At 66.4% G+C, this 22,132-nt stretch carries 23 protein-coding genes and 1 other RNA gene; 7 read left to right on the forward strand and 17 right to left on the reverse strand.

Features of this window, described 5'->3' with window-relative positions; genetic code table 11:
• Positions 1-3: 3 nt before the first annotated feature.
• The 7 genes from ybgC to ACQR1B_RS08245 form a co-directional block, all read right to left on the reverse strand.
• Positions 4-450 (reverse strand): tol-pal system-associated acyl-CoA thioesterase, encoded by a 447-nt coding sequence (gene ybgC / locus ACQR1B_RS08215; RefSeq protein ID WP_434832107.1) that lies wholly within the window; start codon positions 448-450, stop codon positions 4-6.
• Between the two features lie 66 nt (positions 451-516).
• Positions 517-1,437, reverse strand: a complete 921-nt coding sequence (locus ACQR1B_RS08220) for a metallophosphoesterase (protein WP_434832108.1) — start codon at positions 1,435-1,437, stop codon at positions 517-519.
• A gap of 84 nt (positions 1,438-1,521) precedes the next feature.
• On the reverse strand, positions 1,522-2,568 hold the full coding sequence (gene ruvB, locus ACQR1B_RS08225) for a Holliday junction branch migration DNA helicase RuvB (protein WP_434832109.1): 1,047 nt from the start codon (positions 2,566-2,568) through the stop codon (positions 1,522-1,524).
• Entirely contained in the window at positions 2,565-2,984 is a 420-nt protein-coding gene (locus ACQR1B_RS08230) for a cytidine deaminase (RefSeq protein WP_284423222.1), read from the reverse strand. Before ACQR1B_RS08230 ends, ruvB begins: the two co-directional genes overlap by 4 nt.
• 46 nt (positions 2,985-3,030) lie before the next feature.
• Positions 3,031-3,648 carry a Holliday junction branch migration protein RuvA gene (gene ruvA, locus ACQR1B_RS08235; protein WP_434832110.1) on the reverse strand — a complete coding sequence of 206 codons (618 nt, stop codon included), beginning with the start codon at positions 3,646-3,648 and terminating at the stop codon, positions 3,031-3,033.
• Positions 3,645-4,172 carry a crossover junction endodeoxyribonuclease RuvC gene (ruvC, locus tag ACQR1B_RS08240; protein ID WP_434832111.1) on the reverse strand — a complete coding sequence of 176 codons (528 nt, stop codon included), beginning with the start codon at positions 4,170-4,172 and terminating at the stop codon, positions 3,645-3,647. The genes ruvA and ruvC overlap by 4 nt, the downstream gene beginning before the upstream one ends.
• Before the next feature lie 74 nt (positions 4,173-4,246).
• Positions 4,247-4,993, reverse strand: coding sequence for a YebC/PmpR family DNA-binding transcriptional regulator (locus ACQR1B_RS08245; protein WP_434832112.1), 747 nt, complete (start codon positions 4,991-4,993; stop codon positions 4,247-4,249).
• Between the two features lie 217 nt (positions 4,994-5,210).
• Here ACQR1B_RS08245 and ACQR1B_RS08250 point away from each other — a divergent pair, with 217 nt between their 5' ends.
• Positions 5,211-6,959 carry a methyl-accepting chemotaxis protein gene (locus tag ACQR1B_RS08250; RefSeq protein ID WP_434832113.1) on the forward strand — a complete coding sequence of 583 codons (1,749 nt, stop codon included), beginning with the start codon at positions 5,211-5,213 and terminating at the stop codon, positions 6,957-6,959.
• A 57-nt stretch (positions 6,960-7,016) separates the two neighbouring features.
• Positions 7,017-8,447 (forward strand): methyl-accepting chemotaxis protein, encoded by a 1,431-nt coding sequence (locus ACQR1B_RS08255; RefSeq protein WP_434832114.1) that lies wholly within the window; start codon positions 7,017-7,019, stop codon positions 8,445-8,447.
• A gap of 9 nt (positions 8,448-8,456) precedes the next feature.
• Here the strand turns inward: ACQR1B_RS08255 and ACQR1B_RS08260 are convergent, their stop codons facing one another.
• The 5 genes from ACQR1B_RS08260 to ACQR1B_RS08280 all read right to left on the reverse strand — a co-directional run bounded on the left by ACQR1B_RS08260 (position 8,457) and on the right by ACQR1B_RS08280 (position 14,223).
• Complete coding sequence (locus ACQR1B_RS08260; RefSeq protein ID WP_434832115.1) at positions 8,457-9,281, reverse strand: TIGR00282 family metallophosphoesterase; 825 nt, start codon at positions 9,279-9,281, stop codon at positions 8,457-8,459.
• A 1-nt stretch (position 9,282) separates the two neighbouring features.
• Entirely contained in the window at positions 9,283-9,864 is a 582-nt protein-coding gene (locus ACQR1B_RS08265; RefSeq protein WP_434832316.1) for a 5-formyltetrahydrofolate cyclo-ligase, read from the reverse strand.
• A gap of 109 nt (positions 9,865-9,973) precedes the next feature.
• Positions 9,974-10,135: non-coding RNA, 6S RNA (gene ssrS / locus ACQR1B_RS08270), on the reverse strand.
• 1,091 nt (positions 10,136-11,226) lie between these two features.
• Positions 11,227-12,849, reverse strand: coding sequence for an MDR family MFS transporter (locus ACQR1B_RS08275; RefSeq protein ID WP_434832116.1), 1,623 nt, complete (start codon positions 12,847-12,849; stop codon positions 11,227-11,229).
• A gap of 222 nt (positions 12,850-13,071) precedes the next feature.
• Entirely contained in the window at positions 13,072-14,223 is a 1,152-nt protein-coding gene (locus tag ACQR1B_RS08280) for an HlyD family secretion protein (RefSeq protein WP_434832117.1), read from the reverse strand.
• Positions 14,224-14,353: 130 nt separating this feature from the next.
• Here ACQR1B_RS08280 and ACQR1B_RS08285 point away from each other — a divergent pair, with 130 nt between their 5' ends.
• From ACQR1B_RS08285 to ACQR1B_RS08295, 3 genes are all read left to right on the forward strand, one after another.
• Positions 14,354-15,265 (forward strand): LysR family transcriptional regulator, encoded by a 912-nt coding sequence (locus tag ACQR1B_RS08285; RefSeq protein ID WP_434832118.1) that lies wholly within the window; start codon positions 14,354-14,356, stop codon positions 15,263-15,265.
• Positions 15,266-15,537: 272 nt separating this feature from the next.
• Positions 15,538-15,993 carry a DsrE family protein gene (locus tag ACQR1B_RS08290; RefSeq protein ID WP_434832119.1) on the forward strand — a complete coding sequence of 152 codons (456 nt, stop codon included), beginning with the start codon at positions 15,538-15,540 and terminating at the stop codon, positions 15,991-15,993.
• Between the two features lie 119 nt (positions 15,994-16,112).
• Positions 16,113-17,378, forward strand: coding sequence for a TAXI family TRAP transporter solute-binding subunit (locus ACQR1B_RS08295; RefSeq protein WP_434832120.1), 1,266 nt, complete (start codon positions 16,113-16,115; stop codon positions 17,376-17,378).
• Positions 17,379-17,675: 297 nt separating this feature from the next.
• Here ACQR1B_RS08295 and ACQR1B_RS08300 read toward each other — a convergent pair whose 3' ends face one another.
• Both ACQR1B_RS08300 and ACQR1B_RS08305 read right to left on the reverse strand, forming a co-directional pair.
• The gene (locus ACQR1B_RS08300) at positions 17,676-18,317 is read right to left on the reverse strand and encodes a glutathione S-transferase family protein (protein WP_434832121.1); all 642 of its coding nucleotides are present in this window, start codon (positions 18,315-18,317) and stop codon (positions 17,676-17,678) included.
• A gap of 3 nt (positions 18,318-18,320) precedes the next feature.
• A complete protein-coding gene (locus ACQR1B_RS08305; protein WP_434832122.1) occupies positions 18,321-19,589 on the reverse strand; it encodes a serine hydrolase domain-containing protein in 1,269 nt (422 codons plus the stop codon).
• Between the two features lie 213 nt (positions 19,590-19,802).
• Here ACQR1B_RS08305 and ACQR1B_RS08310 point away from each other — a divergent pair, with 213 nt between their 5' ends.
• On the forward strand, positions 19,803-20,009 hold the full coding sequence (locus ACQR1B_RS08310) for a hypothetical protein (RefSeq protein ID WP_434832123.1): 207 nt from the start codon (positions 19,803-19,805) through the stop codon (positions 20,007-20,009).
• A 13-nt stretch (positions 20,010-20,022) separates the two neighbouring features.
• On the opposite strand, the gene ACQR1B_RS08315 is transcribed toward ACQR1B_RS08310, so the two are convergent.
• A complete protein-coding gene (locus tag ACQR1B_RS08315) occupies positions 20,023-20,721 on the reverse strand; it encodes a hypothetical protein (RefSeq protein ID WP_434832124.1) in 699 nt (232 codons plus the stop codon).
• 206 nt (positions 20,722-20,927) lie between these two features.
• Between ACQR1B_RS08315 and ACQR1B_RS08320 the strand changes: the two genes are divergently transcribed.
• Positions 20,928-21,314, forward strand: a complete 387-nt coding sequence (locus tag ACQR1B_RS08320; protein ID WP_434832317.1) for an ester cyclase — start codon at positions 20,928-20,930, stop codon at positions 21,312-21,314.
• 42 nt (positions 21,315-21,356) lie between these two features.
• On the opposite strand, the gene ACQR1B_RS08325 is transcribed toward ACQR1B_RS08320, so the two are convergent.
• Both ACQR1B_RS08325 and ACQR1B_RS08330 read right to left on the reverse strand, forming a co-directional pair.
• Positions 21,357-21,740 carry a cell division protein ZapA gene (locus ACQR1B_RS08325; protein ID WP_434832125.1) on the reverse strand — a complete coding sequence of 128 codons (384 nt, stop codon included), beginning with the start codon at positions 21,738-21,740 and terminating at the stop codon, positions 21,357-21,359.
• Positions 21,737-22,087, reverse strand: a complete 351-nt coding sequence (locus tag ACQR1B_RS08330) for a DUF4164 domain-containing protein (protein ID WP_434832126.1) — start codon at positions 22,085-22,087, stop codon at positions 21,737-21,739. The genes ACQR1B_RS08325 and ACQR1B_RS08330 overlap by 4 nt, the downstream gene beginning before the upstream one ends.
• Between the last annotated feature and the right edge of the window lie 45 nt (positions 22,088-22,132).

Raw genomic sequence — 22,132 nt, forward strand, 5'->3', positions numbered from 1 at the left:
CCACTAGGCGAGATCCGCCTTCATCAGATCACGCAGGGCCTTCGGAATCGGCTGCGCCCTGCCGCCGCTGATGAAGGCGACGCGGACGTCGGCCTTGACGAGAACCTCCTCGCCGCGCCGCACCTCCTGAGCCAGCGTGATCGAAGCGCCCTTCACCGCGATCGGCCAGGTGACCACGTCGAGTACGTCGTCCATGCGCGCCGGCCGCAGGAAATCGAGCGTCATCGACCGCACGACGAAGGCGAAGCCCGGCGCCTCGCTTTCGGCCTCCGCAAACAACGCATGCTGCTCGGCCCCCATCAGGCGCAGATGATTGGTGCGGCCGCGCTCCATGAAGCGGAGGTAGTTGGCGTGATAGACGATCCCCGAGAAATCCGTGTCTTCGTAGTAGACGCGGACCTGCATGTGATGGCGGCCGCCGCGGATGTCGCCGTCGAGATGTTGGGTCACCGGAAGCCCTCGATTGCCGGAAATGGCGATCGTTTTGCCCAGTTCAACGGCAAGTGCAAGAGCAAGCTACGACATCACCTCCACGGGTTCCCCACCGACGGTGACCAGCACGATCTCCGGCGGCATGCCGATCCGCACCGGCATGATGCTGCAGCCGAGTCCGCCGGAGACGATCACGTCGCACTGCGTGCGGATATGGCCGTAGGCAAGGTTGACGCCGTTGCGCGGGGGAACCGCCGGCGACCAGCCGAGCACGCGCACCTGGCCGCCATGCGTATGCCCGGAGAGCTGCAGCGAAACCCGCGACGGCACGCGGAGCGCGACGTCGGGCTCATGCGCCAGCAGGATCACCGGCGCGCTGTCCGTCACCTTGCGCAGCGTACCTGCGAGATCATCGACGCCGATCCGGGGCACCGAGCGGATGCGGCGGGCCGGCATGTAGGCCAGTTGATCGCCGAGGCCGGCGAGCCAGAAGGCATGACCGCCCTTTGTGAGCCGCACGACATCGTTCTCATAGACCGGAATGCCGGCGGCTTCGAGCGCCTGCTGGGCAACCGGCGCGCCGCGGCCGTTGCGCTGCACGGTTCGATCGTCCCAATAGTCGTGATTGCCGAGGATGGCATGAACGCCGAGCGGCGCCTTCAGGCCGCCGAGCACGGGCGCCCAGGCCGCAGCGTCGATGCGTCCGATATGATGACGGTGCCCGGCCACGTAGTCGCCGAGCAGCACGGTCAAATCCGGCTGCAGAGCGTTGGTCCTCTGGACGATGGTCTCGATGTGCGCCAGCGACATCCAGGGATCGCAGGCATGGATGTCGGCGATCGCCGCGATCTTCAGCTTCAGCCCGGCCGGCCAGTTGCGCGGATGGATCTGGTAGTCGGTGATGCCGAGCCGCAGCGGCTCGATGCCGACGCCATAGGTGGCGGTGGAAAAACCGGTGGCGGCAAGGCCGCCTGAGAACGACAGAAAGCGACGGCGTGACAGCATGGACGAACTCCTCGCACGCAATCCTTTTCTCCGGTCATTGCAACCGATTTCGGGTGCGTCTGTGCAGATTGTCAGCAGTTTTCGCTAGGCGTCGTCCTCATTGCCGAACAGGCCGAACTGGCTGGGATCGCGGTTCGGCTCGGCCATGCCGAGATGCCGGAACGCATGCGAGGTCAGCAGCCGGCCACGCGGGGTGCGCTGCAGATAGCCGCACTGAATGAGATAGGGCTCGATGATGTCCTCGATCGCATCGCGCGGCTCCGACAGCGCCGCCGCCATCGTCTCGACGCCGACCGGACCGCCGCCGTAGTTCAGCGCGATGGTCGTGAGATAGCGGCGATCCATGGCATCGAGCCCGGCGGCATCGACCTCCAGCGCGCTCAGGGCATGGTCGGCGATCGCACGATCAATCGCGGCCGCGTCGGCGGCGGACGCGAAGTCGCGCACCCGGCGTAAGAGGCGGCCGGCGATACGCGGCGTGCCGCGGGCGCGGCGCGCGATCTCGTTGGCGCCGTCGGCGTTCATGCCGATCCCGAGCACGCGGGCGCCGCGAGTCACGATGCCTTCGAGCTCCTCGACCGTGTAGAAGTTCAGCCGGATCGGAATGCCGAAACGATCGCGCAGGGGATTGGTGAGCAGGCCCGCGCGCGTCGTCGCGCCGACCAGCGTGAACTTCGACAGGTCGATCTTGACCGAGCGCGCAGCCGGGCCCTCGCCGATGATGAGGTCGAGCTGAAAATCCTCCATCGCCGGATAGAGCACCTCCTCGACCGCCGGGCTGAGGCGATGGATCTCGTCGATGAACAGCACGTCGCGCTCTTCGAGATTGGTCAGCAGCGCCGCGAGGTCACCGGCCTTGGCGATCACGGGTCCCGACGTCGCGCGAAAACCGACGCCGAGCTCGCGCGCGACGATCTGCGCCAGCGTCGTCTTGCCGAGGCCGGGAGGACCGACGAACAGCACATGATCGAGCGCCTCGCCGCGCTTGCGCGCCGCCTCGATGAAGATCGACAGATTGGCGCGCGCCTGCTGCTGGCCGACGAACTCCGACAATTGCTGCGGGCGCAACGCGGTGTCGCCGACATCGTCGGAACGCCGCTCCGGACTGACCATGCGCGCAGGCGGCTTCATTCGTTGCCGCGCCGGTATTTGTTCGGCAGCAGCTCGCCGATCGTCACCGCGGCAGGCCCCTTGCCGTTCGACGGCACGATGACGCGGGCCTTGGCGTCATAGTCATGGATCAGTTCGCGGCAGGTGCCGCAGGGCGACACCACGGCGACCTCGCCCGGCTCGCCGGGCTTGGGATGGCGCACCGCGACGATGGTCTCGATGCCGTGGTCACCGAATTCGGTAATGGCCCTGCCGATGGCGATAGCCTCGGCGCAAACGGCGTTGCGGCCAAGATAGGCGTCGATGTTGACGCCGGTGATGATGCGTCCGTCGCGGGTGCGCATGGCAGCACCCACCTCCTGCCAGTCGTTGCGGTAGCGGTTCTTCACCGCTGACGTCGCCGCCTCGATCAGCTCCTTGTCCTTCTTGCTCACCATGGGGGAAACGGATGTCCTTCTGCTCGCCCGGCCGGGCGACGATAGCCTATTTCGCCAGCTCTTTGAGGCCGAGGCGGATGAGTTGTGCGGTCTCCGCCGTGTCGCCGGCCGCGCGCGAGGCGGCGGCGATCGCGGCGGCGGCCTGCGGCTGGCCATAACCGAGATTGACGAGCGCGGAGATCGCATCCGCGATCGGCTTTGGCGCGCGCGAGTCCTCGATTGCGCCGGACAATCGGACCACGCCGGGATCGACATCGGCAAACGCGGGCGCCTTGTCCTTCAGTTCGGTCACGATGCGCTCGGCCACCTTGGGGCCGACGCCCGGCGTGCGCGCCACCGCGGCCTTGTCGCGCAGCGCGATGGCGTTGGCGAGATCGTTCGGCGGCAGGGTGCCAAGAACGGCGAGCGCGACCTTGGCGCCGACGCCCTGCACGGTCTGCAAAAGACGAAACCATTCCCGTTCGACATCCGAGCGAAAACCGAACAGCTTGATCTGGTCCTCGCGCACATAGGTCTCGATCGACAATGTGGCGGCTTCACCCGGCGACGGCAAGGCCTGCAAGGTGCGCGCGGAGCAGTGCACCTGGTAGCCGACGCCGCCGACATCGAGGATGACGAAATCCTCGGTGGTGGAGTCGATCAGCCCCTTGAGCTTGCCGATCATAGCCCGGCCACCTTCATCCGCAGCGCCTGGCCCTGGCGGTGATGGGCGTGGGTGATGGCGATGGCGAGGGCGTCGGCGGCGTCTGCCGACGCCGGCTCGGCCTTGGGCAGCAGGATCTTGAGCATGACCGCGATCTGGCCCTTGTCGGCGTGGCCGGCGCCCACAACCGTCTTCTTGACCTGATTGGGAGCGTATTCGGCGACCGAAATCCCGAACATCGCCGGCGCCAGCATGGCGATGCCGCGGGCCTGGCCGAGCTTCAGGGTGGCGACGCCGTCCTTGTTGACGAAGGTCTGCTCGACCGCGGCTTCCATCGGCTGGAGATCAGCGAGCACCTTCGCCAGCCCTTCATGGATCGCCAGCAGCCGGCTCGCCAGCGGCAGGTCGTCCGGAGGCTCGACCGAGCCGCAGCCGACATAGATCAGCCGGTTGCCCTCGCTCTCGATGACGCCCCAGCCGGTACGGCGGAGGCCGGGATCAATCCCGATGATGCGGACGGCTGAGCGAATCGGCTGGGCTTTCATGGGATAGAGATAGCCTCGCGCCACACCGATGGAAACATAAACGGAACAGCCGGGCCGACGTGGTTAACCGTCCGTCAACCGCCCATCTTCGCCATCAGCGCGTCCGAGATCTCGAAATTGGCGTAGACGTTCTGGACGTCGTCGTGCTCGTTCAGCAGATCCATCAGCTTCAACAGCTTTTCGGCGGTCTCGTCGTCGACCGCGACGGTGTTCTGCGGTTTCCAGGTCAGCGCCGCCTTGCGCGGCTCACCGAACTTGGCCTCGAGATTCTTGGCGACCTCGCGCAGACTTTCCGGCGCGGCATAGATCTCGTGGCCGCCCTCGCCCGAGATGACGTCGTCGGCGCCGGCCTCGATCGCGGCGTCCAGCACTGCGTCATCGGAGGCGACGCTGCGGTCGTATTCGATGATCCCGACACGGTCGAACATGAACGACACCGAGCCGGTTTCGCCGAGATTGCCGCCGGATTTGGTGAAGTAGGAGCGGATGTCGGAGGCGGCGCGGTTGCGGTTGTCGGTCAGCGCCTCGACGATGACGGCGACGCCGCCCGGGCCGTAGCCCTCGTAGCGGATCTCGTCGTAGTTGTCGCCCTCGCCGCCGAGCGCCTTCTTGATGGCGCGCTCGATGTTGTCCTTGGGCATGTTCTCCGCCCGGGCCGCGACCACGGCGGCGCGCAGCCGCGGGTTCATCGCCGGATCCGGTGTGCCGAGCTTGGCCGATACCGTAATTTCGCGGGCCAGCTTGCCGAACAGCTTGGACTTCATCGCGTCCTGCCGGCCCTTGCGATGCATGATGTTCTTGAATTGGGAATGGCCGGCCATGCGAGGTCTCTTGGAATCGTAGGGGTCAGTGGAAGCGCGGCCTTATAGGCCGCGGGAGCGTCAAAATCAAAGATTTGGGACGGGCTCGAGGGTGAGCGCAAGCTGCGGCGCAGCATCGGGCCGCCTGTCGCCATAAGCCAAATGTTAACCATGGCTTCACTGTCAAGTGCAAGGATGCCGCCGCTCTGCAGCTTTTCCCGCGGACCGGGTCTGCCCCATGGCGTTTGGTTTCTTTGCAAGACGAACCGCCCCGGCCCCCGATCCGGTGGTCGAACCGCAGCCGGTCGCGGCCCCCGAGCCGCCGGCGTCGGACGGCGATTCGGCCAAGGCGATTCTCGACCTGCTGGAGCTGGAACTCGGCGGCATGATCCGCCAGCTCGAGCGCGCCGCCAATGCGGTGGCCAGCGGCGCCGAGGCGACGGCGGGGACGCTGACCGACATTCGCCAGCGCGCCGATGCCTTGAGCGGCCGCAGCAGCACCGCGCAGGGCACGGCCGCGACCTTCGCGCAGGCTGCCGAGAAGGTGACCCAATCCGCCCATGGCATCCGCGCCCAGGTCCACGACGCCGGCCAGCTCGCCGATCAGGCCAGCAACGCCGCCAGGGAGGCCCGCGAGAATGTCGACCGCCTGCGCGAATCCTCGGCCGCGATCGGCAACGTCGTCAACCTGATCTCCCAGATTGCGCGCCAGACCACCCTGCTGGCGCTGAACTCGACCATCGAGGCCGCCCGCGCCGGCGAAGCCGGCCGCGGCTTCGCCGTGGTTGCGACCGAGGTCAAGGCGCTGGCGGTCCAGACCCAGAACGCCACCGAGGAGATCAGTCGCAAGATCGAGGCGCTGCAGAAGGACGCCGCCGGCTCGGCCGACGCCGTGCACCGGATTGCGCAGGCGATCGAGGCGATCCGCCCCGTGTTCACCAACGTCAATGGCGCGGTGGCCGAGCAGAACCAGACCACCGGCGAGATGTCGAGCAATGCCGCACAGGCCTCGCAGTTCATTGCCTCGGTGGTCGACAGCGCCGCCGACATCGGCAGCGCCACCAAGCAGGCCGAGAGTTATGGCGAGCGCGTCACCAGCGCCGGCCGCGCCGTGACCATGTATGCCCAGAAGCTGAAGGCGCGCTGCGCCGTGCTGCTGCGGCAGGGCGACCGCACCGCGCGCAGCGGCAGCGAGCGTCTGCCCTGCCATCTGAAGCTCGAGATCAAGTCCGGCGCGCGCACGATCAGCGCGCCGGTCTACGAGATCTCCAACGATGGCGTTCTGATCACCGGCCCCGATGCAGGCCGCCTGCCCGTGAACGAGCGTCTCGACGCCGAGCTCGAGGACGTCGGTCCGTGCCGGCTCCGCGTCACCGAGCAGGTCAAGGCCGGCGCCCAGGCGCGGTTCGACGGTCCCAGCGCCGAGCTGCGCGAGAAGATCGAGGACAAGCTCTGGGCGCTGCACGAGGAGAACAACGAGTTCGTCGCCCGCGCGCTGGAGGCCGGCACCGCGCTGAACAAGATCTTCGACAGCGCGGTCGCGCGCGGCGAGATCACGCTCGAGGACATGTTCGACACGAACTATGTCGAAATCCCCGGCACCAATCCGCAGCAGCACCGCAGCCGGATTCTCGACTGGGCCGACCGCGCGCTGCCGGCGTTCCAGGAAGCGTTCCTGGCCAAGGACCAGCGGATGGCGTTCTGCGTCGCCATCGACCGCAACGGCTACCTGCCGGTGCACAACAAAATCTATTCGCATCCGCAGCGGCCGGGCGATGTCGCCTTCAACACCGCCAACAGCCGCAACCGCCGCATCTTCAACGATGCGGCCGGGCTCGCGGCGGGCCGCAACCAGCGGCCCTATCTGATCCAGAGCTACGCGCGCGACATGGGCAACGGCAACACCGTCATGATGCGCGAGATCGACGTGCCGATCCGCGTCCGCGGCCGGCACTGGGGCGGTTTCCGCACCGCCTACAAGCTGTGACGCAGGCGGAGACTTGCGCACGATCGTAACGAATTCTGCAATCCCGGGAGTGAGGAAATGTCCGTCGCGCAACGCGCCATTCTGGAAAGCCACGATTCGCGCTCCGGCGCCGAACGCCTGATCGAACAGATTGCCGACCGGATCGGCGGCCTCGGCGTCGAGCTCGCCGACGTCGCCGGCAACGTCCAGGAGGTCGCCAACCGCGTCAGCTACCAGTCGCAGCGGTTCGGCCATCTGCAGGCCACCGCCAAGACCATGGTCGCGGCCAATCACGACATCGCCACCGCCTCGCAGGCGGTGCAAACGGCCACCACCGCCGCCGTCGGCGACATCGCGCAGTCGCGCAGCGTGGTCGACAGCGCCGTGCGGCACATTTCCGAGCTGGTCGATTCGGTCGAGCGCATCGAAGCGCGGCTCGGCTCGGTCGGCGACGCGCTGGCGCAGGTCGCCAAGGTTTCGGTCGCGATCGAGGCGATCGCCAAGCAGACCAACCTGCTCGCGCTCAACGCCACCATCGAGGCGGCCCGCGCCGGCAGCGCCGGCCGCGGCTTCGCGGTGGTCGCGAGCGAGGTGAAGTCGCTCGCCGAGGCGACGCGGCAGGCGACGCAGCAGATCGGCGATACCCTGCGCGGGCTGGATGCGCAGGTGAAGAGCCTGCTCGGCGAGAGCGGCCAGGCCTCCTCGCGCGCCAAGACCGCAGGCGAAGGCGCCCAGCGGATCGGCGGCATCATCGTCCGCGTCCAGGACGGCTTCACCAGCGTCGGCCAGGAGATCGACGGCGTGGCGAAGGCCGCGACCTCCAATCTCACGCATTGCGACGCGGTCATCAGCGAGCTCGCGGAATTGGCCAAGGGCGTCGACCAGTCCTCGGTCGAGCTCAAGCAGGCCGACGGCCGCATCGCCAGGCTGCTCGACCATTCCGAGGCGCTGATCGGGCTGATCGCCGAGAGCGGCGTCGAGACAGCCGACGCGCCGCTGATCAAGACCGTCGTCGAGACCGCAAGGCAGATCTCGGCCACCTTCGAGGCTGCGGTCGACCGCGGCGAGATCACGCTGGCCGATCTGATGGACGAGACCTATCGCGAGATTCCCGGCACCAATCCCAAGCAGTACATGACGCGCTACGTCGAATTCACCGATCGCGTCCTGCCGGCAATCCAGGACCCGATCCAGGGCAGCGACCCGCGCATTGTGTTCTGCGTCGCCTGGGCGCGCGGCGGCTATCTGCCGACGCACAACCCGAACTACTGCAAGCCGCAGGGGCCCGATCCGGTCTGGAACAACGCCAACTGCCGCAACCGCCGGCTGTTCGAGGACCGCGCGGTGAAGAAGATCGCGGCGGCGAGCAACAAGCCGTTCCTGCTGCAGACCTACCGCCGCGACATGGGCGGCGGGCAGTTCGTGCTGATGAAGGACCTCTCGGCGCCTGTCTTCGTCAAGGGCCGGCATTGGGGCGCGTTCCGCATGGGCTTTCGGCTCAAGAGCTGACGCCGGGTCTTATCCTCCCCAGAACGACGGCTTGGCCGGCGACAGCCGGCCGCCGATCCGCACCGGCGCGATCCTCTCTGCAAGCCCCGTTGCGTCGTCGGTCTCGACCGCGACGCCGCTGAAGGTGGCTTCGCCCATTGCCGGCGCGAAGCGCTCCGACGGAATGCCCGACTGGAAGCGCCGCAGCGGCTCGTCCTTCTGCATGCCGATGATCGAATCGTAGTCGCCGGTCATGCCGGCGTCGGTCATGTAGGCGGTGCCGCCGGGCAGGATCTGGTGGTCGGCGGTCGGCACATGGGTGTGGGTGCCGACGACGAGGCTGGCGCGGCCGTCGCAGAAATGGCCGAGCCCCTGCTTCTCGCTGGAGGCCTCGCAATGCACGTCGACCACGATCGCATCCGCCGCCTCGCGCAGCGGACAGGCGCCGAGCTCGCGCCCCAGCGCCGCGAACGGATCGTCGAACGGCGTCATGAACACGCGCCCGAGCACGTTGACTACCAGCGCGCGGGCGCCGTTCTTGGCATCGACCAGCGCCGCGCCGCGGCCGGGCGTGCCGGCCGGATAGTTCGCAGGGCGCACCAGGCGCGGCGCGCGCTCGATGAACACCAGCGCCTCGCGCTGGTCCCATGAATGATTGCCGAGCGTGACCGCGTCGGCGCCGGCATCGACCAGCTCCTGATAGATCGCTTCCGTGATGCCGAACCCGCCGGCCGCGTTCTCGCCATTGACGATGACGAGATCGAGCGCCCAGTCGCGGACCAGGCCAGGAAGGTGGTCCGAGACGGCGGTGCGGCCGGCCCGGCCGACCACGTCGCCGACGAAGAGAATTCGCAACTCAATTGCTCCGGAAATCCAAGGTCTCGCCTTCGGTTAGCACATAATCCAGCGCCGCGTCGTGGGCCAGAGCCGGGATCGCCTCAACTTCCTGCACGGCGAAGCCGAGGCCGACGCCGATGACGTGATGCGCCTTGCGCAGGTGCGAAAAGGTGTAGTCGTAGTAGCCGCCGCCATAGCCGATGCGGTGGCCGGTGCGGTCGAAGGCCGCGAGCGGCACCAGCATCACCTCAGGCACCAGTTCGGCCGCGGCCGGCGACGGTTCGGGAATGCCGAGCGAACCCAGCGTCAGCCTGTCGCCCGGCGACCACGCCCGAAACGACAGCGAATGGCCGCGCGCCAGCACCACCGGCAGCGCCAGCCGCGCGCCCTGCCCGGCCAGCGCTTGCATCAGCGGCATCGGATCGAGCTCGTTGCGGATCGGCGCATAGCCGGACACGACCGTGCCGGGCTCGAACGCAAAGGGGAGCCCACGCGCGGCGATGGCCAGCGCGGCCGCGCTCCGTGCCTCGTCGCTCAACGCGTCGCGGGCGGCAAGGGATGCAGCTCGCAGCTGCTGCTTGGTGTGCTGAGCGGCCTTCATCGGCATGCGACGTGGCCTCCGTGACGGGCTCCGCGGAGCGCGGGCACGCAAACGTTGCAGAAACGCGGCAGGTCGGCAACCGATGGGGAGTGGGGAGACGGAAAACCAGCGCGAAGCCGCAATCGCCGTTGAAACGCTCGATCCCGGAGTTCCCTACGAAAGTAGGTGGGCACCATATGTCCAGGTCCACGGACCTGGCCAGGGACAGTTCCCTTAAGGATCGATAAGGCCCCGGGGATATGTTGGTTCCGGACGCGCGTCGCAGCCTCGCAACGGCCAATGTAACCATCGCAGACTGATTTTGCCAGCGGCGGACGTGGATTGGGGCGCGATACCGTTGCCCAAAGTCGGTGTCGTCGCCCGGCTCGCCGCCTTCGCTGAAGCTCCGGCGCGCCCTGGGTGATCGTGGCCGCGTCGAAGCCGCAGGCGAAGACGGGACCGGGCGACGACAGTTGTGCGGTGGTGGGAGCCGGGCCGATCTCGGCAAAGCGGACGATGCTGGGCATGGCTTCGTCTCCTCGCGGCGCTCAGCGTCCGAGTTGTTCATGACGGTCACCCTCTTCGAAACAGAGGGCGCAGGGAAGGCCAGGCGCCGACTGACGCCTGCGGCCCGCCTGCGAAAGAAATGCAGGCGGCAGGTACCACAGGTGCAGCCGAGACCACCCGGCCTTCCCTGCGCGATGGCTTTACGGCTGCTTCGCGATCTCCCTGGTGCGCCGGGCTTGTTGGCCACCATGCCCTGCGCGACGCCCGAGGCGCCATCGCAAGGGGGACACCAGCTTCGGGGTGTCAGGACCACGCGACTTGACCGTGCGTGCCTCGCCGTTCGTCCGCGCAAGATGTCTCACGCTGCGTCGACACACGCCCATCGCATCCCACTGCCAACGGTCCGTGACGGTCGCGAAACGCCCCTCATGCGGCAGCAGGACGAGCGGAAACATCGCCCCGATTTGCCCGACATGACAAGCCGCGCAGCGTGCGACATCGGAGCGCGACGGGCAATTTGCGCATGCTGGACATGCGCGGATTGCCCGTCGTGCAGCGGAGGTCGGGTGAGAAGCCATGCATCGCGACGAAGCGATCGCAACCAGCATTCCGCTGTCGTCCCCGGCAAGCCACAACGGCGCGCAAGCGCCGGGGCGGCGCCGACCCGGGGACCCAACCTGCGTGATCTCTCTTGGGGCACGATGGCAGCGACCGAGCGCAACAACAAACAGCGGTGGCTATGGGTCCCTGCGTTCGAAGGGACGACAGCAGTTGGCGTGGCGACAGCATTGGTCATCACGACATTCCTCATCCCAGCCTCGTCACCCTCCTCGCCTTCCTCACATGATCCCCACCCAACATCGTCAAGCACGAGTCCTAATGCGCCTCCACCGCGGAGACGTGCCCTGGCTTCTTCAAGAACATCGCCGCGACGAGGGCCACGATCAGGGCGGCGCCGAGCAGGAAGAAGGTGTCGCTGAAGGCCTGGATGAAGGCCTGCTTCTGCACGATGTGGCCGATGGCGACGAGGGCGCGGCGGGCGGCGTCGGCGCGGTCGGCGACGCCGTGCGCGACGAAATATTGCGTGAGCTGATCGAGCCGCGTCCGGGTCGCCGGCTCGAACACGCTGACCGACTGCATCAGCACGTTGGAATGATACTGCTCGCGCTTGGTCAGCACGGTCTGCAACAGCGCGATGCCGACGGCGCCACCGAGATTGCGCATCATGTTGAACAGGCCGGACGCGGAGCCGGCATTCTCCGGCTCGATGCCGGCGGTGGCGACCGCCGATAGCGGGGCCATCACCAGCGCCTGGCCGATGGCGCGCACGACATTGGGCCAGAACAGCTGGTCGGCGGCGTAGTCGCTGGTCATGTAGATGTTCATGAAGTTGGAGCCGGCGAACAGCGCGAAGCCGATCCCGATCACGATCCGCGCGTCGATCCGCTGCATCAGCCGCGGCACCAAGGGGATCAGCACCAGTTGCGGCAGGCCGGTCCATGCCAGCACCATGCCGATCTGCTCGGCATTGTAGCCCTGGATGCGCGACAGATATTGCGGCAGGATGAACACCGAGCCGTACAGCGCCACGCCGAGCAGGATGTTGGCAAGAATGCCGAAGCCGAAATTGCGCCGGAACAACAGGCGCAGATTGAGCAGCGGCTTTGCGACGCTGAACTCGATGATCAAGAAGGCGCTCAGCGCCAGTGCGGCGATCACCGAGAGCTTGACGATGAAGGGCGAGCCGAACCAGTCGTCCTTGTTGCCCTCCTCCAGCACGGTCTGCAGCGCGGACAGGCCGATCGCCATGGTGATGATGCCCGGCCAGTCGCCCTGGCGCAGCAGTGAAAGCTTCATCGGCATCGGCTCCAGCGCATACCAGAGCATGCCGAGCATGATCGCGCCGGGCGCGAGGTTGACATAGAAGATGTATTGCCAGCCGAAATTCTCGGTCAGATAGCCGCCGATGGTCGGGCCGATCGCCGGCGCGAACGTCGCCGACAGCGCGAACAGCGCCAACCCCACCGGCTGCTTCGGCCGCGGCAGCAGCGTGATGATCAGCGTGAAAGCCATCGGAATCAGCACGCCGCCGCTGAAGCCCTGGATCGCGCGCAAAACGATCATTTGCGGCAGGTTCTGCGCCAGCGCGCAGGCGGCCGACAGGATCAGGAACAGGATCGCATTGGTGAGCAGATAGCGGCGCACGGAGAACACCTGGGCGAGCCAGCCGCTCAGCGGGATGACCACGATCTCGGCGACCAGATAGGAGGTCGAGATCCAGCCGCCGTCATCGATGCCGGCGCCGATCGCGCCCTGGATGTCGGCCAGCGAGGCGTTGACGATCTGAATGTTCAACACCGCCATGAAGGCGCCAAGGGTAGCGCCGATCACGGCGATCCAGGTTTTGACGGCGACGGTGGTGGGTGTGGCGGGCTTCGGAGGGTTTGGCGAGGCCGAAGCCGCGGACTGCGCTGCTGGTGACGGATGATGAGCGCTCATGGGCGCCTCCCGGAATTACAAAGTCTCTGACAGTTTGTCTGTCGATGCAGTCAGGATTGCTTCGCTCGCAATGACGGCTGGGATCGCAGCCGCGTGCCCAACTCTCGTCATCGCGCGCGAAGCGACGCGATCCAGTCTCTCGGAGCCCGGATGAGCGGAGCAACATCCGGGGTGCCGAGAGGGCGGTCCCGCGTGTCGCTTCGCTCACGCGGACTACATTCATCAGCCGCCGTTCGGACGTCCTGCGTTGGCGGCCACGCGTTTGGCTTCGTCGCGTGCGGCGAGCACGGTGGCCCTGGTGTCGACGGTCGGCTCGGCCGACATGCCCGGACGCAGCAGGCCGTTGAGGCCGTGATCATCGAGCACGATCTTGACCGGCACGCGCTGCACGATCTTGGTGAAATTGCCGGTGGCGTTGTCCGGCGGCAGCAGCGCGAATTCCAGGCCGCTGGCCGGCGACAGGCTGTCGACATGGCCGCGCAGCGTGTGATCGCGGAAGCCGTCGATGCTCAGTTCGACCGGCTGGCCGGCGCGCACATAAGTGAGCTGCGTCTCCTTGAAATTGGCGACGACATAGACCGCATCGAGCGGCACCACCGCCATCAATTGCGTGCCCGCCTGCACATACTGCCCGACGCGCAGCGAGCGGGCACCGACGGTGCCGGCGACCGGCGCGGTGATCTCCGTGTAGGAGAGATTGAGCGAGGCCTGCTGCGCAACAGCCTGGGCGCGAGCCAGCTGCGCCACGGCCTTGGCGCGCTCGGTGGTGAGCACGTCGACCTGCCGCTGCGCGGCCGCGAGCCCGGACTTGGCGCGCTGGACTTGCGCATTGCCGGCCCGCAGCGCCGCGTCGGTCTGCTGCGCCCGCTGCACCGTGCCCGAGCCCGACTTCATCAGGTCGTCGTAGCGGGCGCGTTCTTCCTGGGCAAATTTGAGATTGGCCTCGGCGGCTGCGACATCGGCGCTGCCTTGCGCGATGACCTGCTGCTGCAGCTCGAGCTGGGCATCGAGATTGCGGACCGAGGCGTCCGCTCCGGCGACGTCGGCGCGGGCCTGGTCGAGCGCGGTCTTGAAGTCGCGGTCGTCGATGCGCGCCAGCACCTGCCCGGCGCCGACCTTCTCATTGTCGCCGACCAGCACGGTGGCGATATAGCCGGACACCTTGGGGGAGACGATGGTCGAGTCCGCCTTCACATAGGCGTCGTCGGTCGATTCCAGGTAGCGCCCAACAGTCATGTAATCATGGCCGTAATGGCCGGCGGCGGCGAGGCCGAGCGCAAGCCCCAGTCCAAGGGCAGTCCGTTTCAGCACCGCCCGCGACGGGCGCAGGCCGGTTTTTGCATCGGTTTCAGGGACATAGGTGATATTCGACATGGCATGCTCCGGAGGGCCGGCTTCAAGGGGCCGCCATCCTCTGCCGCCTTAGATGCGCTTTCCTGTCGTTCGTGATAATCCTGCGCAAACCGAAAGGATTATCCTGCAAGAGCGAACAATCGGAGGGCCCATGGATCGGTTCGCAAGCCTGACCGCCTTTGCGGGGGTGGTTGAAGCAGGCGGCTTCTCCGCCGCCGCGCGGCGCCTCAACATGTCCACCACCATGGTGAGCAACCATGTTCAGGCACTGGAGGACCGGCTCGGCGTACGTCTCTTGAACCGGACCACACGGAAGGTGAGCCTGACCGAGATCGGCCGGGCCTATTACGAGCGCGCTGCCCAGATCCTGGCCGAGCTGGAAGAGGCCGACGACATCGCCGGCGCGCTGCACGCTACGCCCCGGGGCACGCTCCGCGTCCACTCCGCCACCCATATGGTTCAGTTCATTGCGCCAGTGGTCAGCCGGCTGCTCGCGGCGCACCCGGAACTCAAGGTCGACTTGATGATGGGCGAAACAAGCGTCGACCTGATTGACGAGGGCATCGACGTGGCCGTGCGGATGACGACGCCCCCAGACTCCAGCCTGATCGTCCGCAGCCTCGCCACGTGGCGGCACGTGCTGTGCTGCTCACCGGCCTATGTCGCGGACCATGGCTCGGTGACCCAGCTCGCCGAGCTGTCCGACCGCAATTGCGTCCGCCACGCCAATTATCCGTTCGGCGACGAATGGCGCTTCGTGCATCGGGACGGACACGCCGCCGCGGTGTCCATCGCCGGCAATCTGCTGACCAACAGCGGCGAGGCCCTGCGCCAGTCAGCCCTCGACGGGGTCGGGATCGCGCTCGCCGCGGGCTTCCTGGTCAGCGACGATCTCGAGGCCGGGCGGCTGCTCCGACTGCTGCCCGACTACCGCCCAGTCGAACTGTCGATGATCGCGATCTACCCTCATCGCCATCATGTGTCGGCGAAGGTGCGTGTCTTCGTCGACATGCTGGTCGTCCATAGCGCCGAACAGCAGAAGCTGATCGATCCCTATGCGTGACGGCCCGAGCCGCGCGGATAAAGGCTATTCAGCCGCGTGTTGAAGAAGCGAGCCGCGGGTCGCTATCGCGTACCGGCGCGATAAGTCCCCGACGATCTCCCGTCCTCACGCATCGCCGCCATCACGGCGCTCGCGCGGCGACGTTGCGCCGGCAGCGCATAGTGTCGCCACGATTGGGGTTCATCGATTCGCCGCTGAGGTTGTGTCTGATCAAGACCACATCCAAATGTCTAGTAGCGTACATAGCTTGTTGCGTACATTGGAGAGCTTACATGCGCTTCGATCTCAAGACGGCCACGATGGCCTGCGTGCTGCTGATCGCCTCGGCCGGCGCGGACTCTGCCGCCGACGTCAAGACTCACCGCGTCTCGATCCAGGTCGACCAGAACGATCCCGCGATCATGAATCTGGCGCTGAACAACGCCAGCAACATCATGGAAACCTTCAAGGAGAAGGGCGAGGAGGTCGAGATCGAACTCGTCACCTACGGGCCCGGACTGAACATGCTGCGCGAGGACACCTCGCCGGTGAAGGACCGGCTCAAGCAGATCGCCGAGCTCAGCTTTCCCGCCAGGATCCGGTTCTCCGCCTGCAACATCACCAAGCGCGGCATGGAGAAGCGCGAGGGCCATGCGATCCCCATCATCGCCGAAGCGAGTCTCGTGCCATCGGGCGCCGTGCGACTGATGGAACTACAGGAGAGCGGCTGGAGCTATCTCAAACCTTAGGTTGTCGACGCCCCAAAACCGCCAGGTTTACATCTCAGAGAAATACGACCTTGGATTGAGTTGATGTCATCAGTCTGCCCGCGGGGACACGTGGACGGACGCGATCGGGGACCGTTCTCATGCGTCGAACACTTGCTGGTCCAGCGCTGATGGCGCTGGCGTCGATCTCTGCTGCCTCGTTGACTTTCGGAAGCCTGGCGCTGGCCCAGGAACAGATCACAGCCCCGCTCTCGCTCAAACCGGCCCGCGCGCCCGACAGGCGGACTGCGGAGACGCGAACGCCCGAGGCGCGCGCGTCCGAGACCCGTGCGCCCGAACCGCGCACTGCGATCGACGAAACCAACATCAAGCTGCGCATGAACCAGTGGACCGTCGGCCTCGCCGCAGGGCTGCCCGATGGCGGCTTCGTGCGCTTCGCCAGCGAGATGGCGCGGACGATGGATGACGGCGACAACATGCGCCTGATTCCGATGGTCACGCGCGGCACGACGTCGAACATCGCCGACCTCCTGTATCTGCGCGGCGTCGACGTCGGCATCACCTATGCCGACGCCTTCGACTTCTATGCCAGGCAGGCCGGCCTCGCCAACATCAACGACCGCATCCGCTACGTCCTCCGGTTCTTCATTTCCGACGTGCACATCTATGCGCGCGAGGAGTTCAAGACGCTGCAGGATCTGAAGGGGCAGAAGATCGCGGTCGGCACGGCGGGCGTCGCCGCCGCGCATACGGGACCGCTGATCTTCCGCCGGCTCGGCATCGACATCGAGCCCGTGGCGGTCGGCGGCCCCGTCGCGCTGGAGAAGCTGCACAAGCGCGAGATCGCGGCGATGGTCTATGTCGCCTCGAAGCCCGGCGAGGTGTTCAGCGGCATGAAGACGGCAGACCCGGGATTCCATTTCGTGCCGATCCCCTACAGCAATCAGTTCTCGGACTTCTACTATCCGACGTCGATCAAGGCCGAGACCTATCCGGCGCTGCTCGCTCCGGACACCGCGGTGGAGACGATCGCCGTTCCCTCGGTGCTGGCCGTGTACAACTGGAAGCCCGGCAGCGATCGCGCCGACCGCGTCAACCGCTTCGTCGAGACGCTGTTCACCAACCTCGCGCGCCTGCAGCAGCCGCCGTTTCATCCGGGCTGGAAGGATCTCAATCTCGAGGCTCAGGTGCCGGGCTGGCAGCGCTATCCCTATGTCGAGACCGTGCTGGAGCGCATGAAGAAGGAGGCCGATGTCGGCATCGCGCCGGCCATCACCGGCGGCCTGTCGCAGCAGGAGCGCTTCGAGGCCTTTCTCGCCTCCCAGGCCAGGGGGCCGACGTCGAAGGCGGAGAAGGAAGAGCTGTATCGCTCATTCCTGGACTGGAGCAAGAAGCGGCAGAAGTGAGGGGGGCGCATCATGACGCATATGACGCGAGCGGCTCCGAGCTGATTCCCGCCGCACCGATACCGACGTGATGAAACGGCACGGGAAGAGAGCCGGTCGCCGCGGCACGGATGGTCGGCTCCCTCGCCCCGCTTGCGGGGAGAGGGTTGGGGTGAGGGGGACTCTCCGCAAGCGCGGTGCATGTGGAGAGTCCCCCTCACCCGGATTGCATCTGGCGATGCAATCCGACCTCTCCCCGCAAGCGGGGCGAGGTGCACCGCGCGAGCCGCACCGGCGATCGACAATCTTGTCTTGCGATCAGCTCAACAACAGCTTCATTCCCGGATCGCCCTTGGCCATGGCGCGCTGATAGGCCGGGCGGGCGCCGATGCGAGCAAGGTAGGCGCGGATATTCGGGAACGGCGTGAGGTCGTAGGGCAGGAAATAGCGCATCGTGGTCAGCGAGAACACCGTCATGATGTCGGCGGTCGTGAGCGCGTCGCCGGCCAGATAGTCCGCCTCGCCGCAGCGCGTCTCGACGGACGCAAAGGCGAGGTCGAGCCGTCGGCGCATGGCGCCGAGCACGGGATTGTCGTCCGGCAGATTGAGCCGGTTGAGAATCATCACCCGCCCCATCGCCGCCTGCAATGTGCCGTTGGCGAAGTGAAACCAGTACAGGAACGGCGCGAAGTCGGCATCGCCGGGATCGGGCCGCAGCCGGCCCTGGCCATATCTCGCGGTGATGTACTCGACGACGGCACCGGATTCGGCGAGCAGCAGCTCGCCGTCGGTGATGACGGGCGCCGCTCCGATCGGATGCAGCGCCTTGTACTCCGGCGGCGCCAGGATGGTCTTGGCGTCGCGGGTGTAGCATTTCAAATCGTAAGGGATCTCCAGCTCCTCGCAGAGCCAGACGATGCGTTCGGATTGGGATTTGCCGAGATGATGAACGGTGAGCATGCGCTATCTTACCATCGCGCCATAGACGATGTCCTGCACCTGCTCGCGATAATATTTGCGTAGCTCTCCGGGCGCGGCCGTGCCGACCACCACGACGAGGCGCTCCTTGGGATCGCAGAAGAACTGCGTGCCGAAGGCGCCGTTCCAGCTGAACTCGCCGGGATTGCCGGGCACCGCCGACAGGCCCTCGCTGGTGCGCACGGCCACGCTCAGGCCGAAACCGAAGCCGGCGCGATGCGGCTCGACGTTGGCCACGGTGTTCTTGATCTCGGGGCCGAGGTGATTGACCGTCATGTGATGCACGGTCTTAGGGCTCAGGATGCGCGCGCCGTCGAGCTCGCCGCCGTTGAGCAGCATCTGGCCGAAGCGGATGTAGTCGCCGACCGTGGCGAACGAGCAGGCGCCGCCGCAATCAGATTTGAGCGGCGTATCCAAGAGCTTGATCGCCTGCGGCTTGCCCGTCAGCGGATCGTTCGCAAACGGCCGCGCCAGCCGCGGCCGCTGCGCCTCCGTCGGCGCGAAGGTCGCATCCAGCATGCCGAGCGGCTTCCATAGATTGGCTGACAGATATTCGCCGAGCCGCTGCTCGCTGACCTTCTCGACCACCGCGCCGAGCACGTCGATGGAGAAGCCGTATTCGAACTGGGTGCCCGGCTGATGCGCGAGCGGCAGCTTGGTGAGGCGCGCGATGAAGGCTTGCGTATCGCCCTCGATCGCCGGCGCCGTGCCGTCGGGATAGAGCCGCGCCACCGGGCTCGAACTGTCGGGACGGCCGCCATACATCAGGCCGGAAGTGTGGCGATAGAGATCATGAATCAGGATCGGGCGCGCCTGGGGCGCCAGCAGCAGCGATCCATCTTCCTGCGCGATGCCGACCTTCATGTCGGCGAAACCAGGATAGTAGTCCGACAGCTTCGCCTGCAGCGGCAGCCGGCCCTGCTCCATCAGGGTGAGCGCGCCGACCGCGGCCATCGGTTTGGTCATCGAGGCCAGGGCAAAGATCGCATCCAGCGGCATCGGCGTGCCCTTGACCGGATCGAGCTGGCCGTAGGCCTTGTAGTGCACGAGCTTGCCGTCGCGCGCGATCGCAACCACAGCTCCGGGCACGCGCTTGGCGGCGATCTCGCGGGCGAAGAAATCGTCCATCCGCGCCAGGCCGCCGTCCGAGAAACCGACCTCGTCCGGCTTGGCCTCCGGCAAGGGCGCGGCGGTCAGCGGCGCGACGATCGTGGTGAACGCGACGGCCGCCGCCGCGAGGATCAGCTTGTTCATGGGCACCTCCCTGATGCGCGGACGATCCCGCTTATGGATATGCGAGATTCGACTGGTCCGCAGCATCGAGGCTAGGTCAGCCCGCGGAGAACGACAAGCGCTCGCACCACAATCGCATCGCGATGAATTGATCGGCTTCGCGGCTGCACAATCGGATGCCGGTGAGACGCATAAAAAGGTGGACAGAAGAGTCCTGAGCCTGCGAGGTCCCCCATGCTCAACAAGGTCAAGCTCGCCATCCAGATTCTATGGACCGGCAGCATGCTGGTCCTGGGCACCACGATCGGCGCCAGCTACGGCTTCAGTCAGCACGGCATCAGCGGCGCCGTCGCGCTCGGGTTCGTCGGCCTGTGCATCGGCGCGCTGGCAGCGGCCGCGCCGGACATGGCGCTGGAGGTCTTGGCTTCAGGACTCTGGTAGTCCGATCGCGCGGCTACCAAGGCAGCGGTGAGGGCCGGACCGCCCCTCGCTTGCCGACGCGGACCACGAACGCCTCACAATCGGCCACCGGGCACTTTTGCTCGCTGTCGGCGGGAAGGACCTGCAGCGCGACGCGATCATTGTCGATCCAGCGCTCGAACCGCCATTGTCGCGACTCGTCCACGCGGCGAGACTGCCATTCCATCGCCAGCTTGCCGTTCGCAGCCGTGCCGATCGAAAGATCATGCTCCTCGCCATGGACATAGTCGTTGTCGATGGCGACGAAGCGGGATCCATCGGGAGTGAAGTATGGCGTTCCGCTCACACGCAGGATGGCGCCGCTGCGCGCGCTGAGCAGCTCGACACCGCTGCCTTCGTAAAACGAGAGCTGGATGGCGTAGACACTTCCCTGCGGATGATAACCCAGCAGGACATAACCGACGCAACGCTGCGCGTCGTCGTTTTCGCAGGCTTTCGAATTATTCCGGTACGTCTTTAGCTTGCCGGTCTCGAGCCGGATGGTCAGCGTTTCGCCGGTGCGGCTGACCCGGCCACTCAACTCGCTCAGGCAGGCCGCTTCCCGGTCCACCGGATCGTCCTTACCGGTCATGTTGCAGAGGGCAGGAGCCACAGGCGCAGCGGTCTGCGCGGTGACGCGGCCGGACAGCAACGACAACAGCAACGCCGCCAGGATAAAGCCGCGACACAGCATTTCAGGCTCACGGAGTTTTCGACACCGGCATCGACGTTATGATAGGAGCGCATCCGGGCTCAAGGGTAAAACTCCTCGAATACCAAGAGTGAGCCGAGTTGCCCCCGATGAGGATCACCGACTTGCGTCGCCCGAGCGAGTCCCGGAACCGCTGCGCCTCGCAAGGTGTTGTTGCCGATGACCGCCTGGGAACGAAGAGCAGCGCCATGACCGGACCCGAGCTTGCCGATCTCTATCGCGCCTACATTGCCTGCCTGAACGCGCAGGACTGGCAAAGGCTCGGGCAATACGTTGGTGAAGGCGTGGTCCACAATGGTCGGCCGATCGGGCTGACGGGCTATCGCGAGATGCTGGTGCGGGATTTTTCCGAGATTCCCGATCTCTCTTTCCACATTCACCTGCTGCTGTCGGATCCGCCCATGATCGGGAGCCGGCTCGTCTTCGACTGCATGCCGAAGGGAAAATTCCTCGGCCTCGACGTCGACGGCCGGCGCGTGCGTTTCACCGAGAATGTGTTCTATCAATTCCGCGACGGCCGGATCGTCGAAGTGTGGTCGGTGATCGACAAGGCCGCGATCGAAGCGCAGCTATGATCGATGCGTAGTCCGCACACGCGTCAGCGCTCACGCGCGTTCTCACCCGATCGCGACCCCGCCACCGATCGTGCGGTTCAGCACCTGCGTCGTCCGCTCGATCCGCTCGGCCGCCGCGTTCAGCGCCTTCGCCACTGCAACCTGGGTCGCACGCGCGCGATCGCTCGCCTGGTTGCGCACATTGCGCAGGCCTTCGAGCTCCTGCTCCAGCGCCTGGACGCGCTGATTGGCGTCGATCAGTTCATCGCACACGGTCAGCGCGGCCATCACTGTGAGCCGGGCGTCACCGATCTCGCCGAACTTGCCGCGCAGATTGGTGATGCGCGTCTCAAGGCTCTCGGCGAGCTTGAGGAGCCTGAGCTCCTGGCCCTCCTCGCAGGCCATGCGATACTGACGGCCGTTGATGGTGACGTTGATGTGGCTCATTCGTCATCCTCATCGTCTTCAGCGGCGTCCTGCGCGCCGCCGCCATTGAGCACCGCACGGATGGTGCCGATCGCGGTGTCCAGGCGTTCGGCGATCTCGCGATTGGTGCGTTCGAGCCGGCGCGTCTTCATCAGCGAGCCGTCGAGCTCGTCGGCGAGGCGCGAGCGGTCGGCGCCGAGCGCCTGGATGCGCGTCGCCAGTTCGTCCTCGTCGCGATCGGCCTCGCGCCGTCGCTCGACCGCGCTCTCCAGCGCGTCGAGGGCCGTCATGAGTCGCCGCGTCGCCGCCTCCAGATCGGCGGCGCCGGGTTCCACCTGGCCGGCAAGATTGGCAGGGTGATCGTTCATGGCACGGATGCGAGGCCCTTAAACCGCGGGGGATAGCGACAAAAG

Origin of the sequence: Bradyrhizobium oligotrophicum (assembly GCF_051168495.1) — a bacterium.
In the GTDB taxonomy this organism is placed as follows: Bacteria; Pseudomonadota; Alphaproteobacteria; order Rhizobiales; family Xanthobacteraceae; genus Bradyrhizobium; species Bradyrhizobium oligotrophicum_A.